We start from the raw sequence: 18,354 nt of genomic DNA on the forward strand, positions 1-18,354 counted from the left end.
CAATTAATCAATAAAGATGCAATCAATTCAAGCCAACAGTTATCCGATTCATTTCAACGAAAAAGGATATGAAGCATTAAACCTTCATTTAAAAGAGAACAAGTATTCTAACCTATTTATTATTGTAGACGACAATACAAATGAATTTTGTTTACCAAAATTTCTACCCTTTTTAGAAACTGATCTTACTATTGAAATTATTGAGTTTGAAGCAGGAGAACACAATAAAAATATAGAAACTTGTGTCCAAATTTGGAATGTATTAACTGAACTTGGTGCTGACAGAAAAAGCCTAGTGATTAATTTAGGTGGCGGTGTTGTTACTGATTTAGGTGGTTTTGTGGCTTCAACATTCAAGAGAGGAGTTGATTTTATTCATATCCCTACTACTTTATTATCCATGGTTGATGCTTCTGTTGGTGGAAAAAATGGTGTTGACTTAGGAAATTTAAAAAACCAAATTGGAGTTATCAATGTTCCTAAAATGGTTCTTATTGATACCCAATACCTTAATACATCGCCGCAAAATGAAATGCGTTCCGGTCTTGCCGAAATGCTGAAACACGGTTTGATATATGACAAAGAATATTGGGAGCAATTTCTAGATTTGAAAGCTATCGATTTTGCTGATTTTGACGAATTAATTTATCGTTCTGTCGAAATAAAAAATGAAATTGTAAAACAAGATCCAACTGAGAAAAACATCCGAAAAGCGTTAAATTTTGGTCATACATTAGGTCATGCCATTGAAAGCTATTTTCTGGAGAATGAAAACAAAACTACTTTGTTACATGGTGAAGCAATTGCTGTTGGAATGATATTGGAAAGTTATATTTCATGGAATAAAAACTTGATCAATCAAGAGGAATATTTCCAAATAAAATCGAGTATTAAGAGTATATACGACGACATTGTTTTTGAAGAAAATGATATCGAACCTATTTTAGAATTGCTTATTCACGACAAAAAAAATGAATATGGTAATATCCAGTTTGCATTAATCGAAGGCATCGGAAACATAAAAATCAATCAATCAGTTGAAAATGAATTAATTCTTAAAGCATTTTTGGATTATAAATCTTAATTTATTTTTTATAAAAAGGATTGCATTACGTATATAATATTTTTTACATTTGCTGCGATGAAAAAAAGTCAAAACAAGAGAAATTATAGTTCTAAGAAAAACCGAAACAATATGTCTTTTTTAAGAATATTGAAACGTTTTTATTCTATCAAAGGGAACTTTAGTTTTGATGTTTTTCAATATTTGAAATCAGACCACGAAAAGCTTCAAATAATTTATGCAAATATCAGAGTTTGAATTTTAGATTAATTATTTTTTACATATATTTAATCTAAAATACTGAAAAACAAATGAATACAAAATATTCTGATTTAATAAATCAAACCTATTACTTTCCACAAGAAGAATTTACATTAAACAAAGACAATCTTCAGTTTCACAATATAGACTTGATGAAACTCGTAGAAAAATATGGTACACCATTAAAATTCACCTATTTACCTCAAATTTCCAATAACATCAACAAAGCCAAAAGCTGGTTTCGTAAATCAATGGAAAAAAATAAATATGAGGCTAAATATTACTATTGCTATTGCACAAAAAGTTCTCATTTTGAATTTATAATGAATGAAGCTTTCAAAAATAATATCCATATTGAAACATCCTCTGCCTTTGACATCAATATTGTTGAAAATTTATTGGAAAATGGAAAAATCAACAAAAGTACTTATGTAATTTGTAATGGTTTCAAAAGAGATCAATATATTGAGAACATTGCAAGATTGGTAAATAACGGTCATAAAAATGCAATTCCAATTATTGATAATTATGAAGAACTGGATTTACTTCAAGCTCAAATAAAAGGAAAATTCAAAATTGGAATCCGTATTGCAGCTGAAGAAGAACCTAAATTTGAGTTTTATACTTCAAGATTAGGAATTGGATACAAAAATATTGTTCCTTTTTATAAAAAAGAGATAAAAGAGAATAAAAGTCTGGAACTTAAAATGTTACACTTTTTTATTAATACGGGTATAAATGATAATGCCTATTATTGGAATGAATTAGTAAAATGTATCAAAGTATATGTCGCCCTTAAAAAAGAATGCCCTACCCTAGATGGATTAAATATTGGTGGCGGTTTTCCGATCAAGAATTCATTGACATTTGAGTACGATTACCAATACATGATTGATGAGATTATCAATCAAATAAAAATAGCTTGTGATGAAGCAGAAGTTGATGTTCCAAATATCTTTACAGAATTTGGTTCATTTACTGTTGGCGAAAGTGGTGGCGCAATTTACCAGATCTTGTATCAAAAACAACAAAATGACAGAGAAAAATGGAATATGATTGATTCCTCTTTTATCACAACTTTGCCGGATACATGGGCTATTAACAAGCGTTTTATCATGTTAGCAATAAATCGCTGGAATGATACTTACGAAAGGGTTTTATTAGGCGGGATGACCTGTGATAGTGATGATTATTACAATTCAGAGCAAAACATGAATGCCATCTATTTACCAAAATATAACAAAGAAAAACCATTATATATTGGATTTTTCAATACTGGAGCTTATCAGGAAACTATAGGTGGATATGGTGGTTTACACCACTGCTTAATTCCTCAACCCAAACACATACTAATAGATAGAGATGAAAATGGAATTTTGGCAACTGAGGTTTTCTCAGAACAACAAACCTCCGATGATGTTTTAAAAATATTAGGTTACGACAAAAAATAAATTCTTAATTATACAATTAGTCAATTTAAAAATTCGTTAAATTTGAAATACAAATTCAATGTTTCGATTTTTAAATCTTTAAATTTAAAAAAATGAGCAAAGGACCGATCAGTCAGTTTATCGAGAAGCATTACTTGCATTTCAACTCTGCATCTTTAGTTGACGCAGCTAAGGCATACGAACAACAATTAGCCAACGGTGCAAAAATGATGGTGAGCATGGCTGGTGCTATGAGTACCGCAGAGATTGGAAAGATTTTTGCAGAAATAATTCGTCAGGATAAAGTTCAGATTATTTCTTGTACAGGAGCAAATCTTGAAGAAGACATTATGAATTTAGTAGCTCATTCTCATTATGAAAGAGTACCGAATTATAGAGACCTAACTCCTCAAGATGAGTGGGATTTATTAGAAAGAGGTTTAAACCGAGTTACAGATACTTGCATTCCTGAACACGAAGCATTCCGTCGTTTGCAAAAGCATATTTATAAAATCTGGAAAGATGCTGATGATAAAGGTGAAAGATATTTTCCACATGAATTTATGTATAAAATGTTGCTTTCTGGTGTTCTAGAAGAATATTATGAAATTGACTTAAAAGACAGCTGGATGTATGCAGCTGCTGAGAAAAATTTACCTATTATTGTACCAGGTTGGGAAGATAGTACAATGGGAAACATATTTGCCTCTTATGTAATTAAAGGGGAATTGAAAGCATCAACAATGAAATCCGGTATAGAATACATGGTTTTCTTGTCTGATTGGTATCCAAAAAACAGTACTAATGGTGTAGGTTTTTTCCAAATTGGTGGAGGTATTGCAGGAGATTTTCCAATATGTGTAGTACCAATGTTGTACCAAGATATGGAAATGCATGATATTCCTTTTTGGAGCTATTTTTGTCAGATTTCAGATTCAACAACCAGTTATGGTTCGTATTCTGGAGCGGTACCGAATGAAAAAATTACTTGGGGTAAATTAGATATAAAAACTCCTAAGTTTATTATTGAGTCCGATGCTACAATTGTGGCACCTTTAATTTTCGCTTATTTATTAGATTTATAGAATAACTTTATGAAAAGAGTAATAGTTGATTACGCAAAACTTACAAATGAAATTTTAAACCTTTTGGTAGAAAAATTTCCTGAAGGATATGATGATTCAAACATTATCCGTTTTAGAAATGCTAAAAATGAATTAATAGAAGCCGTTGAAGTGCGGACTGAAGACACCATTTATTTAGTAAAAGTCAGTACCAAATTGGCAGACAGAATTGAAAATTATGATGAGGATGATGAAATAGATGACGTTATCGAACCAATCAGCGGACTTGAACTTGATGATGATGATTCTGTTGACGATGACGATGAGGATGAAAATCTTGATAAGCCTGACAAAGATAGTGGAGATGATGGTGACGACGATGACGATGATGCAGAGGAAAAAGATTCATCAGACGAAGATGACGATGACGATGAAGATTAATTCAATTTTTCGATAAAAATAAAAAAGGAACTCACGACGAGTTCCTTTTTTTGTTAATTTAGAATACAAAATATACGCCAAAATGAATCAACAAATCTTACATGCCAAACTCAAGGAAAACTTTGGTTTTGAAAAATTCAGACCCAATCAGGAAGACATAATAAACGGCGTCCTTTCTGGTCAGGACACTTTGGCTATTATGCCAACCGGCGGTGGAAAATCAATTTGTTTTCAATTACCGGCTTTAATTTTACCCGGAATAACAATCGTGATTTCGCCACTAATTGCTTTGATGAAAGATCAAGTCGATAGTTTGAAAGCGAATGGCATTGAAGCCTGTTTTATAAACAGTAGCCAAACGGAAGACGAACGTCAATTTTATATTGAAAGCTTAAAATCGAACGTTATAAAGTTAGTTTACATTGCACCAGAAAGCCTTTCTTATCTTGATAACATTTTCAATAGTTTAACCATAAGTCTTATTGCTATTGACGAAGCCCATTGTATTTCGGCTTGGGGACATGATTTTCGTCCCGCTTACACTAACTTAGGGTATCTAAAAAACCGCTTCCCTTCTACCCCAATCTTAGCTTTAACTGCAACTGCTGATAAAGCTACCCGTAAGGATATTAGCGAACAATTAAATTTAATAAATCCTAAAATATTCGTAGCTTCTTTTGACAGAAAAAATCTGAGTTTAGAAGTTCGGCCAGCTTTAGACCGAGTAAAACAGATTATCGATTTTATCCAAGAAAAGCCAAATGAATCAGGAATAGTATATTGCTTAAGCCGAAAAACAACAGAAGAACTTGCTGAAAAATTACAAAAAATCGGAATAAATGCAAAAGCATATCACGCCGGTTTAGACAATAAAATTCGTTCCAAAACCCAAGACGAGTTCATCAATGATGATTGTCAAGTGGTTTGTGCTACAATAGCTTTTGGAATGGGAATTGACAAATCAAATGTACGTTGGGTAATTCATTATAATTTACCTAAAAATATAGAAGGTTATTATCAAGAAATTGGTCGTGCAGGTCGTGATGGATTACCTTCAGAAACAGTATTGTTTGAAAGCTACGGTGATGTAATTCAATTACAAAAATTTGCTTCCCAAGGTTTGAATGCCGAAGTACAACTGGCGAAACTCGAAAGAATGAAACAATATGCAGATGCCTTAAGCTGTCGCAGAAAAATATTGCTTTCGTATTTTGGAGAATTGGTTACGGAGAACTGTGGAAATTGTGATATTTGTAAAAACCCGCCTTCCTTTTTTGACGGAACGGTAATTGCCCAAAAAGCATTATCGGCGATTATTCGTTTGCAGGAAACGGAACCATTACCCGTTATTATTGACTTTTTACGAGGATCTAAAAATGCCTATATTTACGAAAAAGAATATCAAAATCTTAAAACATATGGTGTTGGCACTGATCTTTCCTGGTTTGATTGGAATCAATATTTAATTCAACTTATCAATTTAGGCTATTGCGAAATTGCTTTTCATCAGCAAAACAAAATTAGACTGACTGCATTTGCAAAAAAAGTATTGTTTGAAGGAGAGAAAGTACAACTAACTACTGTTCAGAAAATCAACATCGACAAACAAGAAGTCAAAGAAGTAAAAAGCAAATCTACTGCTAATTCATTATTTGATACGTTACGAAAACTACGTTATGAAATTTCAAAAGAAGAATCTGTTCCTGCATATGTAATTTTTAGTGATGCGGCTTTGCGCCAAATGGAAACTGAAAGACCCATGAGTGATCAGGAATTATTAGCCATTGATGGCGTTGGGAAAGCTAAACTGGAAAAATATGGTGACGCCTTTATAAAAGCTATAATTGATTTTCAAAAATCTAAAGTTGTTAAAAAAAAGAAAGAAGCCACAACCTATAAAGAAACATTAGAATTATACCAAAACGGATTATCTGTTGAAGAAATTTCTCAAAAGCGAAAATTAGGATTAAATACCATCATGTCCCATTTAGCTAAATTGTATGTTGACGGAGCAGCTATAGATTTAAATCCGTTTATATCTAAAGAAGAAGTATCTCAAATTACTGAAGCTCAAATAAAACTAGAATCGCCAAATACCTTGAAACCTTATTTTGATTATTTTGAAGAAAAAATAGATTACGAAAAAATACGATTGGCATTAGCTATACTAGAAAAAGAAAATGCTGTATTTTAAAAATTAGTATGATAAATTCATTTCCTCCATTTGTAAATTCTCAAACTGAAATTTTGATTTTGGGAACCATGCCTGGCATAGCTTCTCTGGAAAAACAGGAATATTATGCGCACAAAAGAAATCATTTTTGGAAAATAATGTACACACAGCTGGGTAATTTACCTGTATCAGAAATTTTTGAAGAAAAGATTCAGTTATTGCAAAAAAATAAAATTGGATTGTGGGATGTATTGGAAAATTGCGAAAGAAAAGGAAGTTTAGATATTCATATTAAAAATCAAAAAGAAAATGATTTTGAATCGTTGTTTAAAGAATTTCCAGCAATCACTAAAATCATCTTTAATGGTAAAGAAAGTCATAAATACTTTCTGAAAAAATTCGGACAAATGAAAGGCATCACGTATTATGTGATGCCTTCAACTAGTCCTGCTAATACAATGTCTTTTGAAAACAAGTTAAAAATCTGGTCAACTTGCTTCGATACCCTATAAATATCTTTCTTGAAAAACTTTTTGATGGTGTTTTTGATGACCAATAAGAATAAAACCTATTGCACGAACTGAAATAGACGTATTAGAAGCAATTCCAATTCTTTTTAATTGTTCTTCTGAAAAACTTTTAAAAAGAAACAGATTTGAATGCCTAACCGCCGATAATTCTGCTAATAAGTCCTGAATATTTCTATCATTAGCATTCGTGTTGTCTACATAATCATTTTCTTCAAAACCAGGCAATGGTGTTTTGTCATTTCTGGAAATTCGCAACGCACGATAAGCAAAAATACGTTCCGTATCAATGATGTGTTGAATAATATCTTTGATAGTCCACTTCCCTTCGGCGTATCTGTAATCAAATTTATCCATTGGAATATTTTGTACAAAACGAATAAAATCGTGAAGACAAATTTCCAATTCTTCAATCATATCAACATTTCCCGCAGCTCTAATATAAGTTGCGTTAAATTCAGAATATTCACTAACAGGCAATTGATCTGTTTTCATTATTTTTTCAATTAAGCTGAATTTCTACTTGCATTTGTATTCCCAAAAAGAGAACGTGTTACAATTTTCTCATACACTTTAATCAAGTCTACATCTGGATTTTTCTCTTTATTAATTTCATTAATTCTCAATAAAGCATATTGCTGTATTGTCAACAATGGCAATACAATACGCTCTCTTATTTGTATAGATGCTTTACCATCAGGATAATTCTCCATTAATTCTTTATGACCCGCAATTTTCAAAAGCAAACGTTTTGTTTCCAAAAATTCATCATAGATTATTTGCCAAAAAGCACCAAATTCAGGGTCTTTTTTCATGTATGCTGTTAATGGGAAAAATGATTTAGCCAATGACATCATGCTGTTTTCCAACAAAGTTTTAAAGAACAAAGAGTTGTCATATAAATCTTGAACTTTATTCCATTGATCCGTGTCTTCAAAATGCTTCAATGCTGACCCTACTCCGAAAAATCCAGGAACATTTTGCTTCAATTGACTCCAAGAACCTACAAAAGGAATTGCTCTCAAGTCGGCAAAATCCAAACTTTCTGATTTACTTCTTTTTGACGGACGGCTTCCAATATTAGTTTTAGCATAATATTTCAAAGTACTCATCTGTTCCAAATATGGAATGAATTTAGGATGATTCTTGAAACTTAAGTATTTTTCATATCCTAATTCTGCCAATTGATCTAAAATATCTTTTTCGTTAGTTGATAATTCATTCTGACCTTTGCTAAAAACTTGATTCGTTACACCCGCACTCAATAAATTCTCCAAATTATAACGACAAGAATCTAAAGTTCCAAAATTAGAACTTATCGTTTGTCCTTGTACCGTTACTTGAATCTCATTATTTTCAATATTTGGACCTAACGAAGCATAGAATTTATGTGTTTTTCCTCCACCACGAGCTGGCGGACCACCACGACCATCAAAGAAAATAGCTTTTATGCCATATTTTCTGGAGATTTCAGTAAGCTCTTCTTTGGCCTTATAAATACTCCAATTTGCCATTAAATAACCACCATCTTTTGTACCGTCAGAAAAACCAAGCATTATCGTTTGCTTGTTATTTCTATTTGCCAAATGTTTAGCATAAGCTGGATTGGTATATAGTTTCTCCATGATAGCATGTGCATTTTGTAAATCATCAACTGATTCAAAAAGCGGAATAATATCAACCGATGGGTTTTCCCAATTGCTCAAACGGAATAATGCAAAAGTCTCCATTACATTAAGCGCACTTTCGTTATTACTTATGATATAACGATTTGCACCAAATTCACCATTCTTCTCTTGAATTTTTTTTATAGCCTGAATTGACTCAATAGTTGATTTAGTCATTTCATTATTGAAAACATTTGGATCTAAATCTCCTTTAGTATTAGATAGAACTGTAAATTTCTCTTCTTCTGACAATTCAAAATAATTCTCAGGAAAAACAGCTGGATTTGAATTCAAATAAAACTCAACAACATCATTAAAAACAGCATCATGAATTTTACTATTTTGACGAATATCTAAAGACGCAAAATGAAAACCAAATAAATTCACTTTAATTAACAATGAATCTAACTCATCAAGATATAATGATTGGTGTTGGTCAATAATTATTTGCTTTATTTTTTTTAACTGAGACTTAAATTCTTCCAAAGTGATAAAAATATCTCCTGTTGAATAAAAAACCGAACGATAAAGCTTGTGTTCAAGTTCAGAAACTAAAATATCTACACCTGAGAAAGTTAACTTACGTTTTAAATTTCTCATTTCAACGTAATAACATTTTAAGATAGAAGTCCTCAAACGTTCTGCAACCTTCAAAGTAATTCCTGTTGTTACAAATGGATTTCCGTCACGATCTCCGCCTGGCCAAAATCCAAGTTTAATTAATGGGTTCTTAATTGAATTTCCATTAAAAATATTCTTTTGAAGATAATGAACCATATCTCCCGAAGTTTTATAAAACACATTTTCAAGATACCAAATCAAACTTACCGCTTCATCAAAAGGATTCGGTTTTTCATTTTGAATAAAAGGAGTTTTCCCTAATTGAGCTAACAATTGTTTGATATCAAGTAAATTATTTTGACGAATAGCATCCGTTAAATCATTAATAATACCAAGTACGGCACCAGGATAAAATTGCGTAGGATGAGCTGTTAAAACAGTTCTTACATTAAAATTCTCCAAGAAATCTATCAACTCTTCTTCCTTCTCTTTCGCTTCTGATTTTTCTTTAATATCTCTTAAAGAACCTCTTCCTTCGATATTATTAACTACAGGAAAAGCAGCATCTTCAATAGCATCAAACAAAACAATCTGTCTTTCAATGTATTGAATAAAACGAAACATCAAATCAATTTTCTCTGTTTCTGAGGCGCTATGCAAGTATCTTTTAGCAAAAAAATCGACAATTTCTTTAGGAGTTTCTTGCTTCTTAAAACCAGTATCACAAACATCTGTAAACAAAGGAAGTAAAACCCCCGTATTGTCTATGGAATCAAAAGGTAATGTAATAAAAACACTATTATAAATGTGATATTTGGAAAGAACGTCTTGATTGAAACGTTCTATTTTAGGCAGCGTGTACATAATTTAGTTGTAGTTGGTTTAGTTAGTCAATTTATCATAAAAAAACCCCAAGAACAAACTTGAGGTTATATTTTAAAATATAGCGTTCAAGATTAATTACATATTTTTGAAAATAGTATGCATCAAGCGCTTCTTATCATTTATACTTTCTTCAAGAGAAATCATAGTTTCAGTTCTGTAGACTCCTTCTATATCATCAATCATAAAGATAACATCTTTAGCATGTTTCGTGTCTTTAGCTCTAATTTTACAGAAAATATTAAATTTTCCCGTTGTTACAGACGCAACAGTTACGTAAGGAATTTCATTAATACGCTCTAAAACAAATTTTGTTTGAGAAGTATTATTAAGAAATACACCTACATATGCAATAAAAGAATATCCTAATTTATCATAATCAAGAACTAATGAAGATCCCATTATAATTCCGGCATCTTCCATTTTTTTTACTCTAACATGCACTGTTCCTGCAGAAATCAACAATTTTTTTGCGATATCTGTAAACGGAACTCTTGTATTGTCAATCAACATATCTAATATCTGGTGATCTACTTCATCTAAACGAAACTTACTCATATTTCTTTAATTAATATTAATAATTGCTATTACAAAGTATAAAAATATACATAAAAATTAATAAAACGATATAAATATTATATTTTTATCATTCCGTTAACAAATTTTACGTTATTATCTAAGCAAAAATCAGCTTTTTGATTTAATTTCGGAAAATTATCATAGTCATCTTTATATAGCGCTCCTTTAGCATCATACTCATAATGACCGAAATGATTTTCTAATTCGCCAATTTGTGAAATATAGGCGTTAAAATAAATCTGATTTTCAAACAACTCTTCTTTGTATTGTGATGCAAAATTGGTGATTTTTTCGATACCATCATAATTTATTCTGATGTTTTTATACATAAAATCATAAAAAACGACTTTATTTTGAGGAATATTCAAATATTTATTAATTCCATTGCTAACTATAACGTTTTCGCAAAGTGACGTAAAACTCGAAATTAGCGCCATGAAAACAAATTTCCTAGTAACTTCTCTCTCATAATCATTTGCAAAATGTCCTGCTTCAAACAACAAAGTTGGCACACCTAAATACTGAAAAGTATCTCCTATGCAATTTATATTAAAAGAATCATCAAAACGCCCTATTTGATTCGGCAAATACTGTTGCAACACATCGTTTATAGCAGCAATTAAATTAATCGCCTTCAATCTCGAATCATTAATTTCTCGCTCTTCGTTATAAGAAGGTGCTAAAAATGACAATGTCGCTGGTTTACCAGTATCACTAACTCCAAATATAGTTCGCTGATCATGGAGATTAAAGCAATAATTCGGCTTAAAAGTTTCAAAAGTTTGTCGCAATATCTTGCTTTCAGGTTGAGAAAGGTCTTGGGAATCCCTGTTTAAGTCTATTTTATTAGCATTTTCACGCGTATATAAAGTTGCTCCGTCAGGATTCAACATCGGAATACTGCAAAAAGTAAAGGTATTAAGCAATTGTTTTGCCAAATCCGACCCGCTATTTAATACATTTAAAAAGTCAAATAATGCTTTTGTAGTTGTACTTTCATTTCCATGCATTTGAGACCAAAGAAAAATTCTAATTTTACCTTCCCCAATTTGATAGGAATAAATAGACTTTCCAAGAACTGATTTTCCAATAATTTTCAGTTGATTATTGGTATTTAATTTTTGTAATAAAGGTTCAATTGAATCTAAAGTTATATAACGGCCGTGGATAGATTCTTCTTTATATTGATTGAATAATTGTTCTAAATTCATACTATATTATTTGATTTACAAAAGTAAACATCTTTGTATTTACATTTGTAAACAGGTAAAATTCAAATCATTTCAATGATGTAAACAGTTTTTCATGTTAGTTACTCTAAAGGAAACCCTTCATAATTGACAAATGTTATTTTAAATAGTATTACATAATAAGTTATTATTTATCAATAAATTAAATACTTTTATTTATATTAAAACATTAATAAAAATACCTAAATAAATACTATTTACACTTGTAATTTTGGCAATTTCATTTAATTTAGTTACATTTGTAAATAGATTATTGTTAATCAAAATTTACAATGGTAAACATAGACGATTTTATAAAAAGACTAGAAATTATACTGGATTATTACGGTCTGAATGCTTCTTCTTTTGCAGATAAAATTGGCGTTCAACGTTCGAGTTTGTCTCACCTTCTTTCGGGAAGAAACAAACCAAGTCTGGATTTTATCCTTAAAATTTTAGACGTTTTTCCTGATGTTGATTTGTATTGGATTTTGAATGGAAAAGGAACGTTTCCAAAAAACACCGCACAAATCGATACCAAAGAAAATGTATTTGAAGAAGTTATAAAGCAAAATATCCCTACTCCATTAAACAACGAAATTATTCCTGAAAATTTATTCTCAGAAATAAAAGACACGAATCCAATAAACTCTTTGGATACAAAAAAAATGGAAAGTCAAAATATAGCAAAAGAACTTTTTTCGAGCGAAATTGATAAAATTGTAATTTTTTATAAAAATGGAACATTTAAAAGTTATGTTCCAGATTAATTTTCAGAACGATTTATAATAAATGATCTTATTATTTTTTAAAATAAAAGAAATTTAATTTATTCCTCAAACCCTTTTTCAGGAATTTTACCTTCAACTCCTAAATAATGCTTTTTTAAAATAAGCATATCAGCTTCTAAATTTCCTGAAGGAATTAATAGATTTCCTAAATTGACTTCTTTTTTACCAAAATCAAAAGCAACAGGAATTATGGGAACATTTGCTTTTAGTGCAATGTAATAAAATCCTGTTTTTAGTTCGCTTACTTTTTTACGGGTTCCTTCGGGAGCAACAGCAAGTCTAAAAATTTCTTTTCTTTGAAAAATAGCTGCAATAGAATCTACTTTATTCAATCCACCTGTTCTATCCAATGGTTCCCCTCCCATGTATCTAAAATAAAACCCGAAAGGAAAACGAAACAATTCTTTTTTCCCAACCCAATTCATTTCTAAGCCGGTTATTCCTCTGGTGAAAATACCCAAATAAAAATCATGCGCACTAGTATGCGGCATAACCATCATTACACATTTTTTTATATCTGCATCAATCGTTCCAACTATTTTCCAACCCATAAGCTTGAAAAATATCCATTTATAAAATTGTTTCTTCATCACTCCTTATCTTTTGCACAAAATAAATAATTAATATCTATTTATAATTTAAATGACATAAAATTCTAAAAAAAACCTCAAGAAATTCTTGAGGTTTAATCATTATCATTTTATCAAACTAACGAATAGTCTCTAAAAATCTATTCTTTAACCATTCAGTTTTGCTTTCTTTCTTTTCTCTCTTTCCTGTACATCAATCACCGCTACAGCAGTCATATTAACGATTTCATTTACGCTTGCTCCTAATTGTAGAATATGAACTGATTTACTAAGCCCCATAATTATTGGACCGATAGAATCCGACTTATTAAGTTCTTTCATCAATTTATACGTAATATTTGCCGACTCTAAATTAGGAAAAATTAAGGTGTTTACTTTTTTCCCAGCCAATTTAGAAAAGGGGAATTTACTTTGCAACAAGTCAGTATTCAAAGCAAAATCAGATTGTATGTCTCCATCCACAACTAAGTCCGGTTTTTTAGAATGTAAAATTCCAACAGCTTCTCTCACTTTAGTAGCATGAGGATGTACCGAAGATCCAAAATTAGAATAGGATAACATTGCCATAACAGGATCAAAACCAAATGTGGTCGCTACATTGGCTGTCATTTGAGCAATATCAGCCAATTCTTCTGCAGTAGGGTCAATATTTATTGCAGTATCTGCTAAAAACATAGGACCTCTTTCAGTTGTCAAAATGTTTACGGTTGCCACTTTTTTCACATTCGAAGCCTTTCCTATAACTTCAAATATTGGTTTAACCACCGTAGGATATGCTCTGGAATAACCTGATATCATTCCGTCTGCGTCTCCTTCAAGTACCATCATCGCACCAAAATAATTGCGGGACCTCATTTTTATTTGAGCACCGTAAAGCGTCACACCACTTCTTTTTCGGTTGTCCCAAAATTTAGTGGCATATTGATTTCTCACTTCATACGATTCTTCAGCATTTGTATCAATTATTAGCACATCGGCATCAAATTCGATTTCCTTTTTTAATTCTAGTATGGTTTCTCTATTCCCCAATAATATTGGGATTGCAATTCCTTCATCAGAAACAATTTGAGCTGCTTTCAACACATCTAAATGGTCAGCTTCGGCAAAAACTATTTTCTTAGCATTCATTCTGGCTCGGCTGTGCAGCATTCGCACCACTTTATTATCATTCCCTGAACGCTGCAACAATTCTTCTCTATACTTGTTCCAATCGGCAATAGGCATTTTGGCAACACCACTTTCCATAGCTGCTTTGGCAACAGCGGGAGGAATTGACGAAATCAATCTGGGGTCAAATGGTTTTGGAATAATATAATCCCTTCCAAAAGTAAGACGGGTTTCTCCATAAGCAATATTCACCTGCTCCGGAACAGCTTCTCTGGTCAAATCGGCCAAAGCTTTAACAGCTGCCATTTTCATTTCTTCATTTATTTTAGTCGCCCTTACATCCAGTGCCCCTCTAAAAATAAATGGAAATCCCAACACATTATTCACCTGATTTGGATGATCCGAACGACCGGTTGCCATAATAATATCTTTTCGGGTGCTAACTGCCAAATCATACGCAATTTCAGGATCCGGATTCGCCATTGCAAAAACAATAGGGTCTTTTGCCATAGCAAGTAACATCGCTGGATTTACCACATCAGCAACCGAAAGTCCTATAAAAACATCGGCATCAACCATCGCTTCTTCCAGCGTATCAATTTTTCTGTCCGTTGCAAATTCCAGTTTTTCGGCAGATAAATTTCCTCTGTCACTTCGAATAACTCCTTTGCTATCAAGCATTACGATATTCTTGGCACTGGCTCCAAAAGCTTTGTATAATTTGGTACAAGAAACTGCAGCTGCACCAGCACCGCTAATTACAATGCGGACTTCTTCTATTTTTTTCTTGGTTAATTCCAATGCGTTCAATAAGGCTGCAGCCGATATAATAGCCGTTCCGTGTTGGTCATCGTGCATTACGGGAATATCCAATTCTTCTTTTAATCGTCTTTCGATTTCAAAAGCTTCCGGCGCTTTGATGTCTTCCAAATTGATTCCTCCAAAAGTAGGAGCCATAATTTTTACCGTTTCAATGAACTTGTCAATATCTTTAGTATCCAATTCAATATCAATACTATCAATATCAGCAAAAATCTTAAACAACAAGCACTTACCTTCCATTACCGGCTTTGAAGCTTCAGGTCCAATATCCCCTAATCCCAGAACGGCTGTTCCATTGGTAATTACCGCAACAAGATTTCCTTTTGCAGTATATTTATAAACATCATCCTTGTTTTTATGTATCTCTAAGCAAGGTTCAGCAACCCCTGGAGAATACGCTAATCCCAAATCTCGTTGGGTAGCATACGGTTTTGTAGGTACAATTTTTATCTTTCCGGGTTGTGGTTTGGCATGGTAAGCCAAAGCTTCACTTCTTAATTTTTCGTTACTCATAGTTGGTATTATTTAGTAGTGCATTCTTTAAAATTAAATAAGCTATTTTTTTTAATAACTATTTTACATTCACATTTTCGATAATCACGGCATACCCCATTCCAACACCAATACACATGGTGCAAAGCGCATATCTTTTATTTTGTTTTTGAAGTTCGATTGCGGCAGTTTGAATCAAACGAGTTCCTGACATTCCTAACGGATGTCCAAGCGAAATTGCTCCGCCGTTTGGATTGACTCTTACATCATTATCCGCTAATCCTAATGCTCTGGTACAAGCCAAAGCTTGGGCTGCAAAAGCCTCATTCAATTCTATAATAGCAATATCATCCAATCTCAAACCTGCTTTTTGAAGTGCTTTTTGGGTAGCGCCTACAGGTCCAATTCCCATTATTCTAGGTTCTACACCTACTATTGCCGAAGATACAATTCTGGCTAATGGTTTCAGATTGTATTGTTTTATGGCTTTTTCAGAAGCTAAAAATAACGCAGCAGACCCATCATTAAGACCCGCTGCATTACCCGCAGTTACACTTCCTAAATCTTTCTTGAAAGCCGCCTTTAAAGTCGCCAGTTTTTCGAGAGAAGTGTTTCCTTTTATAAATTCATCTTTAGAAAACGAAGTAACTATTCCTTTTTTATCTGCTAATTCTACTGCAATTATTTCTTCATCAAATCGTCCGTTTTGTTGTGCAGCAAATGCTTTTTGTTGTGAATTATAGGCAAATAAATCCTGGTCCTCTCTGCTTATGCTGTACATTTCGACTAAATTTTCCGCCGTAATTCCCATCGCATCCGTGCCGTACATCGCGTCCATCTTAGGATTTACAAAACGCCATCCAAAACTGGAATCAAACATCTTTGCATCATTCCCAAAAGGCTTCGAAGTCTTGGAAATCACCCAAGGACTACGCGTCATGTGTTCCATTCCGCCGGCAATCATGATATCAGCATCGCCCACCTGAATACTGCGTGAAGCATCAATAACCGCTGACATCCCCGAAGCACAAAGGCGATTGACCGTTTGGGCGGGAACCGTAAAAGGCAATCCAGCCAATAAAGTAGCCATTCGAGCCACATTTCTATTGTCTTCCCCTGCCTGATTATGGTTTCCCAAAATCACCTCGTCAATCATTTCAACAGGAATATTCGGGTTTCTTTTCACTAGTTCTTGGATGGTTAATGCCGCCAAATCATCCGCTCTTACAGTGGATAAACTTCCTCCAAAACTACCTATCGGTGTTCGAATGGCATCTATGATATACGATTGATTCATAATTTTCTAATTTAATTTTTCAATAAATTTCGCAGTCGTTTTAGCACGTACTTCTTCCAAAGAACTGCCCGGCATAATTTCGATTAAGGTCAGTTTCCCTTCTTCAAAAGAAAAAACTGCCAAATCAGTTATCACTAAATCCACCACATCCGATGCCGTTAAAGGTAAAATACATTTTGGAACAATCTTAGAAGAACCGTCAGGATTCGAATGCGTCATGGTGATGATTAATCGTTTGGCTCCTTTGGCCAAATCCATTGCGCCACCCACTCCCAATAAAGGTTTTCCAGGAACGGCCCAATTGGCAAGATTTGCAAATTCGTCTACTTCTAAACCGCCCATAATTGCAGTATCCACATGCCCACCACGAATCATTGCAAAGGAATCGGCACTATCAAAATAGCTGCTTCCTTTGAGTGCCGTAACGGGAATTTTTCCTGCATTTACTGGATAATCCATAGCGCCTCCGCCGTCAGTTGGAACTGGGCCTACTCCTAGCATTCCGTTTTCGGTATGCAGGATAATACCATGAGCATCAGTTATCAAATCAGCAACTAATGTTGGAATTCCGATTCCTAAATTTACCACATCACCTTTTTTCAATTCTACAAGCGCCCGTTTCGCCATATTCATTCGGCTTTCATCCACTTTTTTAGAAGTCGAAACAGAAGCTGAACTTCCTAGATCTTCAAGTGTAATTTTGGCTTCGACCAAATAATCTACAAAACAACCTTGTGTATGAACAAATTCCGGCGCAATTTCACCTACGGGAACAATTTCTTCGACTTCGGCAATAACCAAATCAGCGGCAGTTGCCATGGCTTTGTTAAAGTTATTTTCGGTCATTCGGTACTGTAAATTCCCGGCAGTATCAGCTCTCCAAGCCCTGATAAAAGCTACATTCCCACGAATTCCTTTGATAAAAACCTGTTCAACATCATCAATTATTTTGGTTTCTCTACCCTCGGCGATTAATGTTCCGGCGGATGTTGGCGTATAAAAACCTCCTATTCCTGCGCCACCCGCCCGAATCGCTTCGGCAAGCGTTCCTTGAGGCAAAAGTTCGTATTCCACCTGCCCCGTTTGCGCTGCTTTTACAGCATCAGGATTGGACGTAAAAAAAGAACCAATCATCTTTTTGAGTTGCCCATTTCGCAATAAACGCCCACCTCCAAGACCGGCTTCACCAGTATTATTACCAATAAAAATTAAGTTTTTTGTGCCAATTTCAGCCAGTGCATGCATCAGATGAACAGGGTTTCCTGTCATTCCAAAACCACCTTGGAGCAATGTATCTCCTTCTTTTACCATTTTGGCAGCCGTGTGTAAATCTATAATAGGGACTTGTTTCATTTCTTTTTTTGTAAAATAATTTTAT

The 18,354-nt window shown here is 33.2% G+C and carries 15 protein-coding genes; 7 read left to right on the forward strand and 8 right to left on the reverse strand.

Annotation, left to right across the window (positions count from 1 at the left end; genetic code table 11):
* Positions 1 to 16: 16 nt before the first annotated feature.
* The 6 genes from aroB to ACM55H_RS11885 all read left to right on the forward strand — a co-directional run bounded on the left by aroB (position 17) and on the right by ACM55H_RS11885 (position 6,944).
* On the forward strand, positions 17 to 1,084 hold the full coding sequence (aroB, locus tag ACM55H_RS11860; RefSeq protein WP_416836687.1) for a 3-dehydroquinate synthase: 1,068 nt from the start codon (positions 17 to 19) through the stop codon (positions 1,082 to 1,084).
* A gap of 290 nt (positions 1,085 to 1,374) precedes the next feature.
* Complete coding sequence (locus ACM55H_RS11865; protein ID WP_039108056.1) at positions 1,375 to 2,775, forward strand: type III PLP-dependent enzyme domain-containing protein; 1,401 nt, start codon at positions 1,375 to 1,377, stop codon at positions 2,773 to 2,775.
* A 92-nt stretch (positions 2,776 to 2,867) separates the two neighbouring features.
* Positions 2,868 to 3,839, forward strand: a complete 972-nt coding sequence (locus ACM55H_RS11870) for a deoxyhypusine synthase family protein (RefSeq protein ID WP_035672419.1) — start codon at positions 2,868 to 2,870, stop codon at positions 3,837 to 3,839.
* A 9-nt stretch (positions 3,840 to 3,848) separates the two neighbouring features.
* Entirely contained in the window at positions 3,849 to 4,259 is a 411-nt protein-coding gene (locus ACM55H_RS11875; protein ID WP_039108055.1) for a hypothetical protein, read from the forward strand.
* A gap of 82 nt (positions 4,260 to 4,341) precedes the next feature.
* Positions 4,342 to 6,453, forward strand: coding sequence for a DNA helicase RecQ (gene recQ / locus ACM55H_RS11880; protein ID WP_416836688.1), 2,112 nt, complete (start codon positions 4,342 to 4,344; stop codon positions 6,451 to 6,453).
* A gap of 8 nt (positions 6,454 to 6,461) precedes the next feature.
* Entirely contained in the window at positions 6,462 to 6,944 is a 483-nt protein-coding gene (locus ACM55H_RS11885) for a DNA-deoxyinosine glycosylase (RefSeq protein ID WP_416836689.1), read from the forward strand.
* On the opposite strand, the gene ACM55H_RS11890 is transcribed toward ACM55H_RS11885, so the two are convergent.
* From ACM55H_RS11890 to ACM55H_RS11905, 4 genes are all read right to left on the reverse strand, one after another.
* Positions 6,939 to 7,454: a DinB family protein gene (locus tag ACM55H_RS11890; protein WP_416836690.1), complete on the reverse strand. Its 516-nt coding sequence runs from the start codon at positions 7,452 to 7,454 to the stop codon at positions 6,939 to 6,941. The genes ACM55H_RS11885 and ACM55H_RS11890 overlap by 6 nt on opposite strands.
* An 11-nt stretch (positions 7,455 to 7,465) precedes the next feature.
* The gene (locus ACM55H_RS11895) at positions 7,466 to 10,051 is read right to left on the reverse strand and encodes a phosphoenolpyruvate carboxylase (RefSeq protein WP_416836691.1); all 2,586 of its coding nucleotides are present in this window, start codon (positions 10,049 to 10,051) and stop codon (positions 7,466 to 7,468) included.
* Between the two features lie 96 nt (positions 10,052 to 10,147).
* Complete coding sequence (locus ACM55H_RS11900; protein ID WP_035672404.1) at positions 10,148 to 10,627, reverse strand: Lrp/AsnC family transcriptional regulator; 480 nt, start codon at positions 10,625 to 10,627, stop codon at positions 10,148 to 10,150.
* Between the two features lie 77 nt (positions 10,628 to 10,704).
* The gene (locus ACM55H_RS11905) at positions 10,705 to 11,859 is read right to left on the reverse strand and encodes a M14 family metallopeptidase (protein WP_416836692.1); all 1,155 of its coding nucleotides are present in this window, start codon (positions 11,857 to 11,859) and stop codon (positions 10,705 to 10,707) included.
* 311 nt (positions 11,860 to 12,170) lie between these two features.
* On the opposite strand from ACM55H_RS11905, the gene ACM55H_RS11910 reads away from it, so the two are divergent.
* The gene (locus ACM55H_RS11910; protein ID WP_416836693.1) at positions 12,171 to 12,647 is read left to right on the forward strand and encodes a helix-turn-helix domain-containing protein; all 477 of its coding nucleotides are present in this window, start codon (positions 12,171 to 12,173) and stop codon (positions 12,645 to 12,647) included.
* A gap of 59 nt (positions 12,648 to 12,706) precedes the next feature.
* On the opposite strand, the gene ACM55H_RS11915 is transcribed toward ACM55H_RS11910, so the two are convergent.
* The 4 genes from ACM55H_RS11915 to ACM55H_RS11930 form a co-directional block, all read right to left on the reverse strand.
* The gene (locus ACM55H_RS11915; RefSeq protein ID WP_416836694.1) at positions 12,707 to 13,258 is read right to left on the reverse strand and encodes a 1-acyl-sn-glycerol-3-phosphate acyltransferase; all 552 of its coding nucleotides are present in this window, start codon (positions 13,256 to 13,258) and stop codon (positions 12,707 to 12,709) included.
* A 147-nt stretch (positions 13,259 to 13,405) separates the two neighbouring features.
* Positions 13,406 to 15,700: an NADP-dependent malic enzyme gene (locus ACM55H_RS11920; protein WP_416836695.1), complete on the reverse strand. Its 2,295-nt coding sequence runs from the start codon at positions 15,698 to 15,700 to the stop codon at positions 13,406 to 13,408.
* 58 nt (positions 15,701 to 15,758) lie between these two features.
* Positions 15,759 to 16,976: a 3-oxoadipyl-CoA thiolase gene (gene pcaF / locus ACM55H_RS11925; RefSeq protein WP_416836696.1), complete on the reverse strand. Its 1,218-nt coding sequence runs from the start codon at positions 16,974 to 16,976 to the stop codon at positions 15,759 to 15,761.
* A gap of 6 nt (positions 16,977 to 16,982) precedes the next feature.
* Positions 16,983 to 18,329: a 3-oxoacid CoA-transferase gene (locus tag ACM55H_RS11930; RefSeq protein WP_416836697.1), complete on the reverse strand. Its 1,347-nt coding sequence runs from the start codon at positions 18,327 to 18,329 to the stop codon at positions 16,983 to 16,985.
* Positions 18,330 to 18,354: the final 25 nt, after the last annotated feature.

The sequence above is a fragment of the Flavobacterium cryoconiti genome (genome assembly GCF_048158645.1).
GTDB classification, from domain to species: domain Bacteria; phylum Bacteroidota; class Bacteroidia; order Flavobacteriales; family Flavobacteriaceae; genus Flavobacterium; species Flavobacterium cryoconiti.

Bases quoted from the DNA above. Each gene is read 5' to 3' on its own strand.
- aroB (WP_416836687.1), top strand. From the start codon at position 17: ATGCAATCAATTCAAGCCAACAGTTATCCGATTCATTTCAACGAAAAA.
- ACM55H_RS11865 (WP_039108056.1), top strand. From the start codon at position 1,375: ATGAATACAAAATATTCTGATTTAATAAATCAAACCTATTACTTTCCA.
- ACM55H_RS11870 (WP_035672419.1), top strand. From the start codon at position 2,868: ATGAGCAAAGGACCGATCAGTCAGTTTATCGAGAAGCATTACTTGCAT.
- ACM55H_RS11875 (WP_039108055.1), top strand. From the start codon at position 3,849: ATGAAAAGAGTAATAGTTGATTACGCAAAACTTACAAATGAAATTTTA.
- recQ (WP_416836688.1), top strand. From the start codon at position 4,342: ATGAATCAACAAATCTTACATGCCAAACTCAAGGAAAACTTTGGTTTT.
- ACM55H_RS11885 (WP_416836689.1), top strand. From the start codon at position 6,462: ATGATAAATTCATTTCCTCCATTTGTAAATTCTCAAACTGAAATTTTG.
- ACM55H_RS11890 (WP_416836690.1), bottom strand. From the start codon at position 7,454: ATGAAAACAGATCAATTGCCTGTTAGTGAATATTCTGAATTTAACGCA.
- ACM55H_RS11895 (WP_416836691.1), bottom strand. From the start codon at position 10,051: ATGTACACGCTGCCTAAAATAGAACGTTTCAATCAAGACGTTCTTTCC.
- ACM55H_RS11900 (WP_035672404.1), bottom strand. From the start codon at position 10,627: ATGAGTAAGTTTCGTTTAGATGAAGTAGATCACCAGATATTAGATATG.
- ACM55H_RS11905 (WP_416836692.1), bottom strand. From the start codon at position 11,859: ATGAATTTAGAACAATTATTCAATCAATATAAAGAAGAATCTATCCAC.
- ACM55H_RS11910 (WP_416836693.1), top strand. From the start codon at position 12,171: ATGGTAAACATAGACGATTTTATAAAAAGACTAGAAATTATACTGGAT.
- ACM55H_RS11915 (WP_416836694.1), bottom strand. From the start codon at position 13,258: ATGAAGAAACAATTTTATAAATGGATATTTTTCAAGCTTATGGGTTGG.
- ACM55H_RS11920 (WP_416836695.1), bottom strand. From the start codon at position 15,700: ATGAGTAACGAAAAATTAAGAAGTGAAGCTTTGGCTTACCATGCCAAA.
- pcaF (WP_416836696.1), bottom strand. From the start codon at position 16,976: ATGAATCAATCGTATATCATAGATGCCATTCGAACACCGATAGGTAGT.
- ACM55H_RS11930 (WP_416836697.1), bottom strand. From the start codon at position 18,329: ATGAAACAAGTCCCTATTATAGATTTACACACGGCTGCCAAAATGGTA.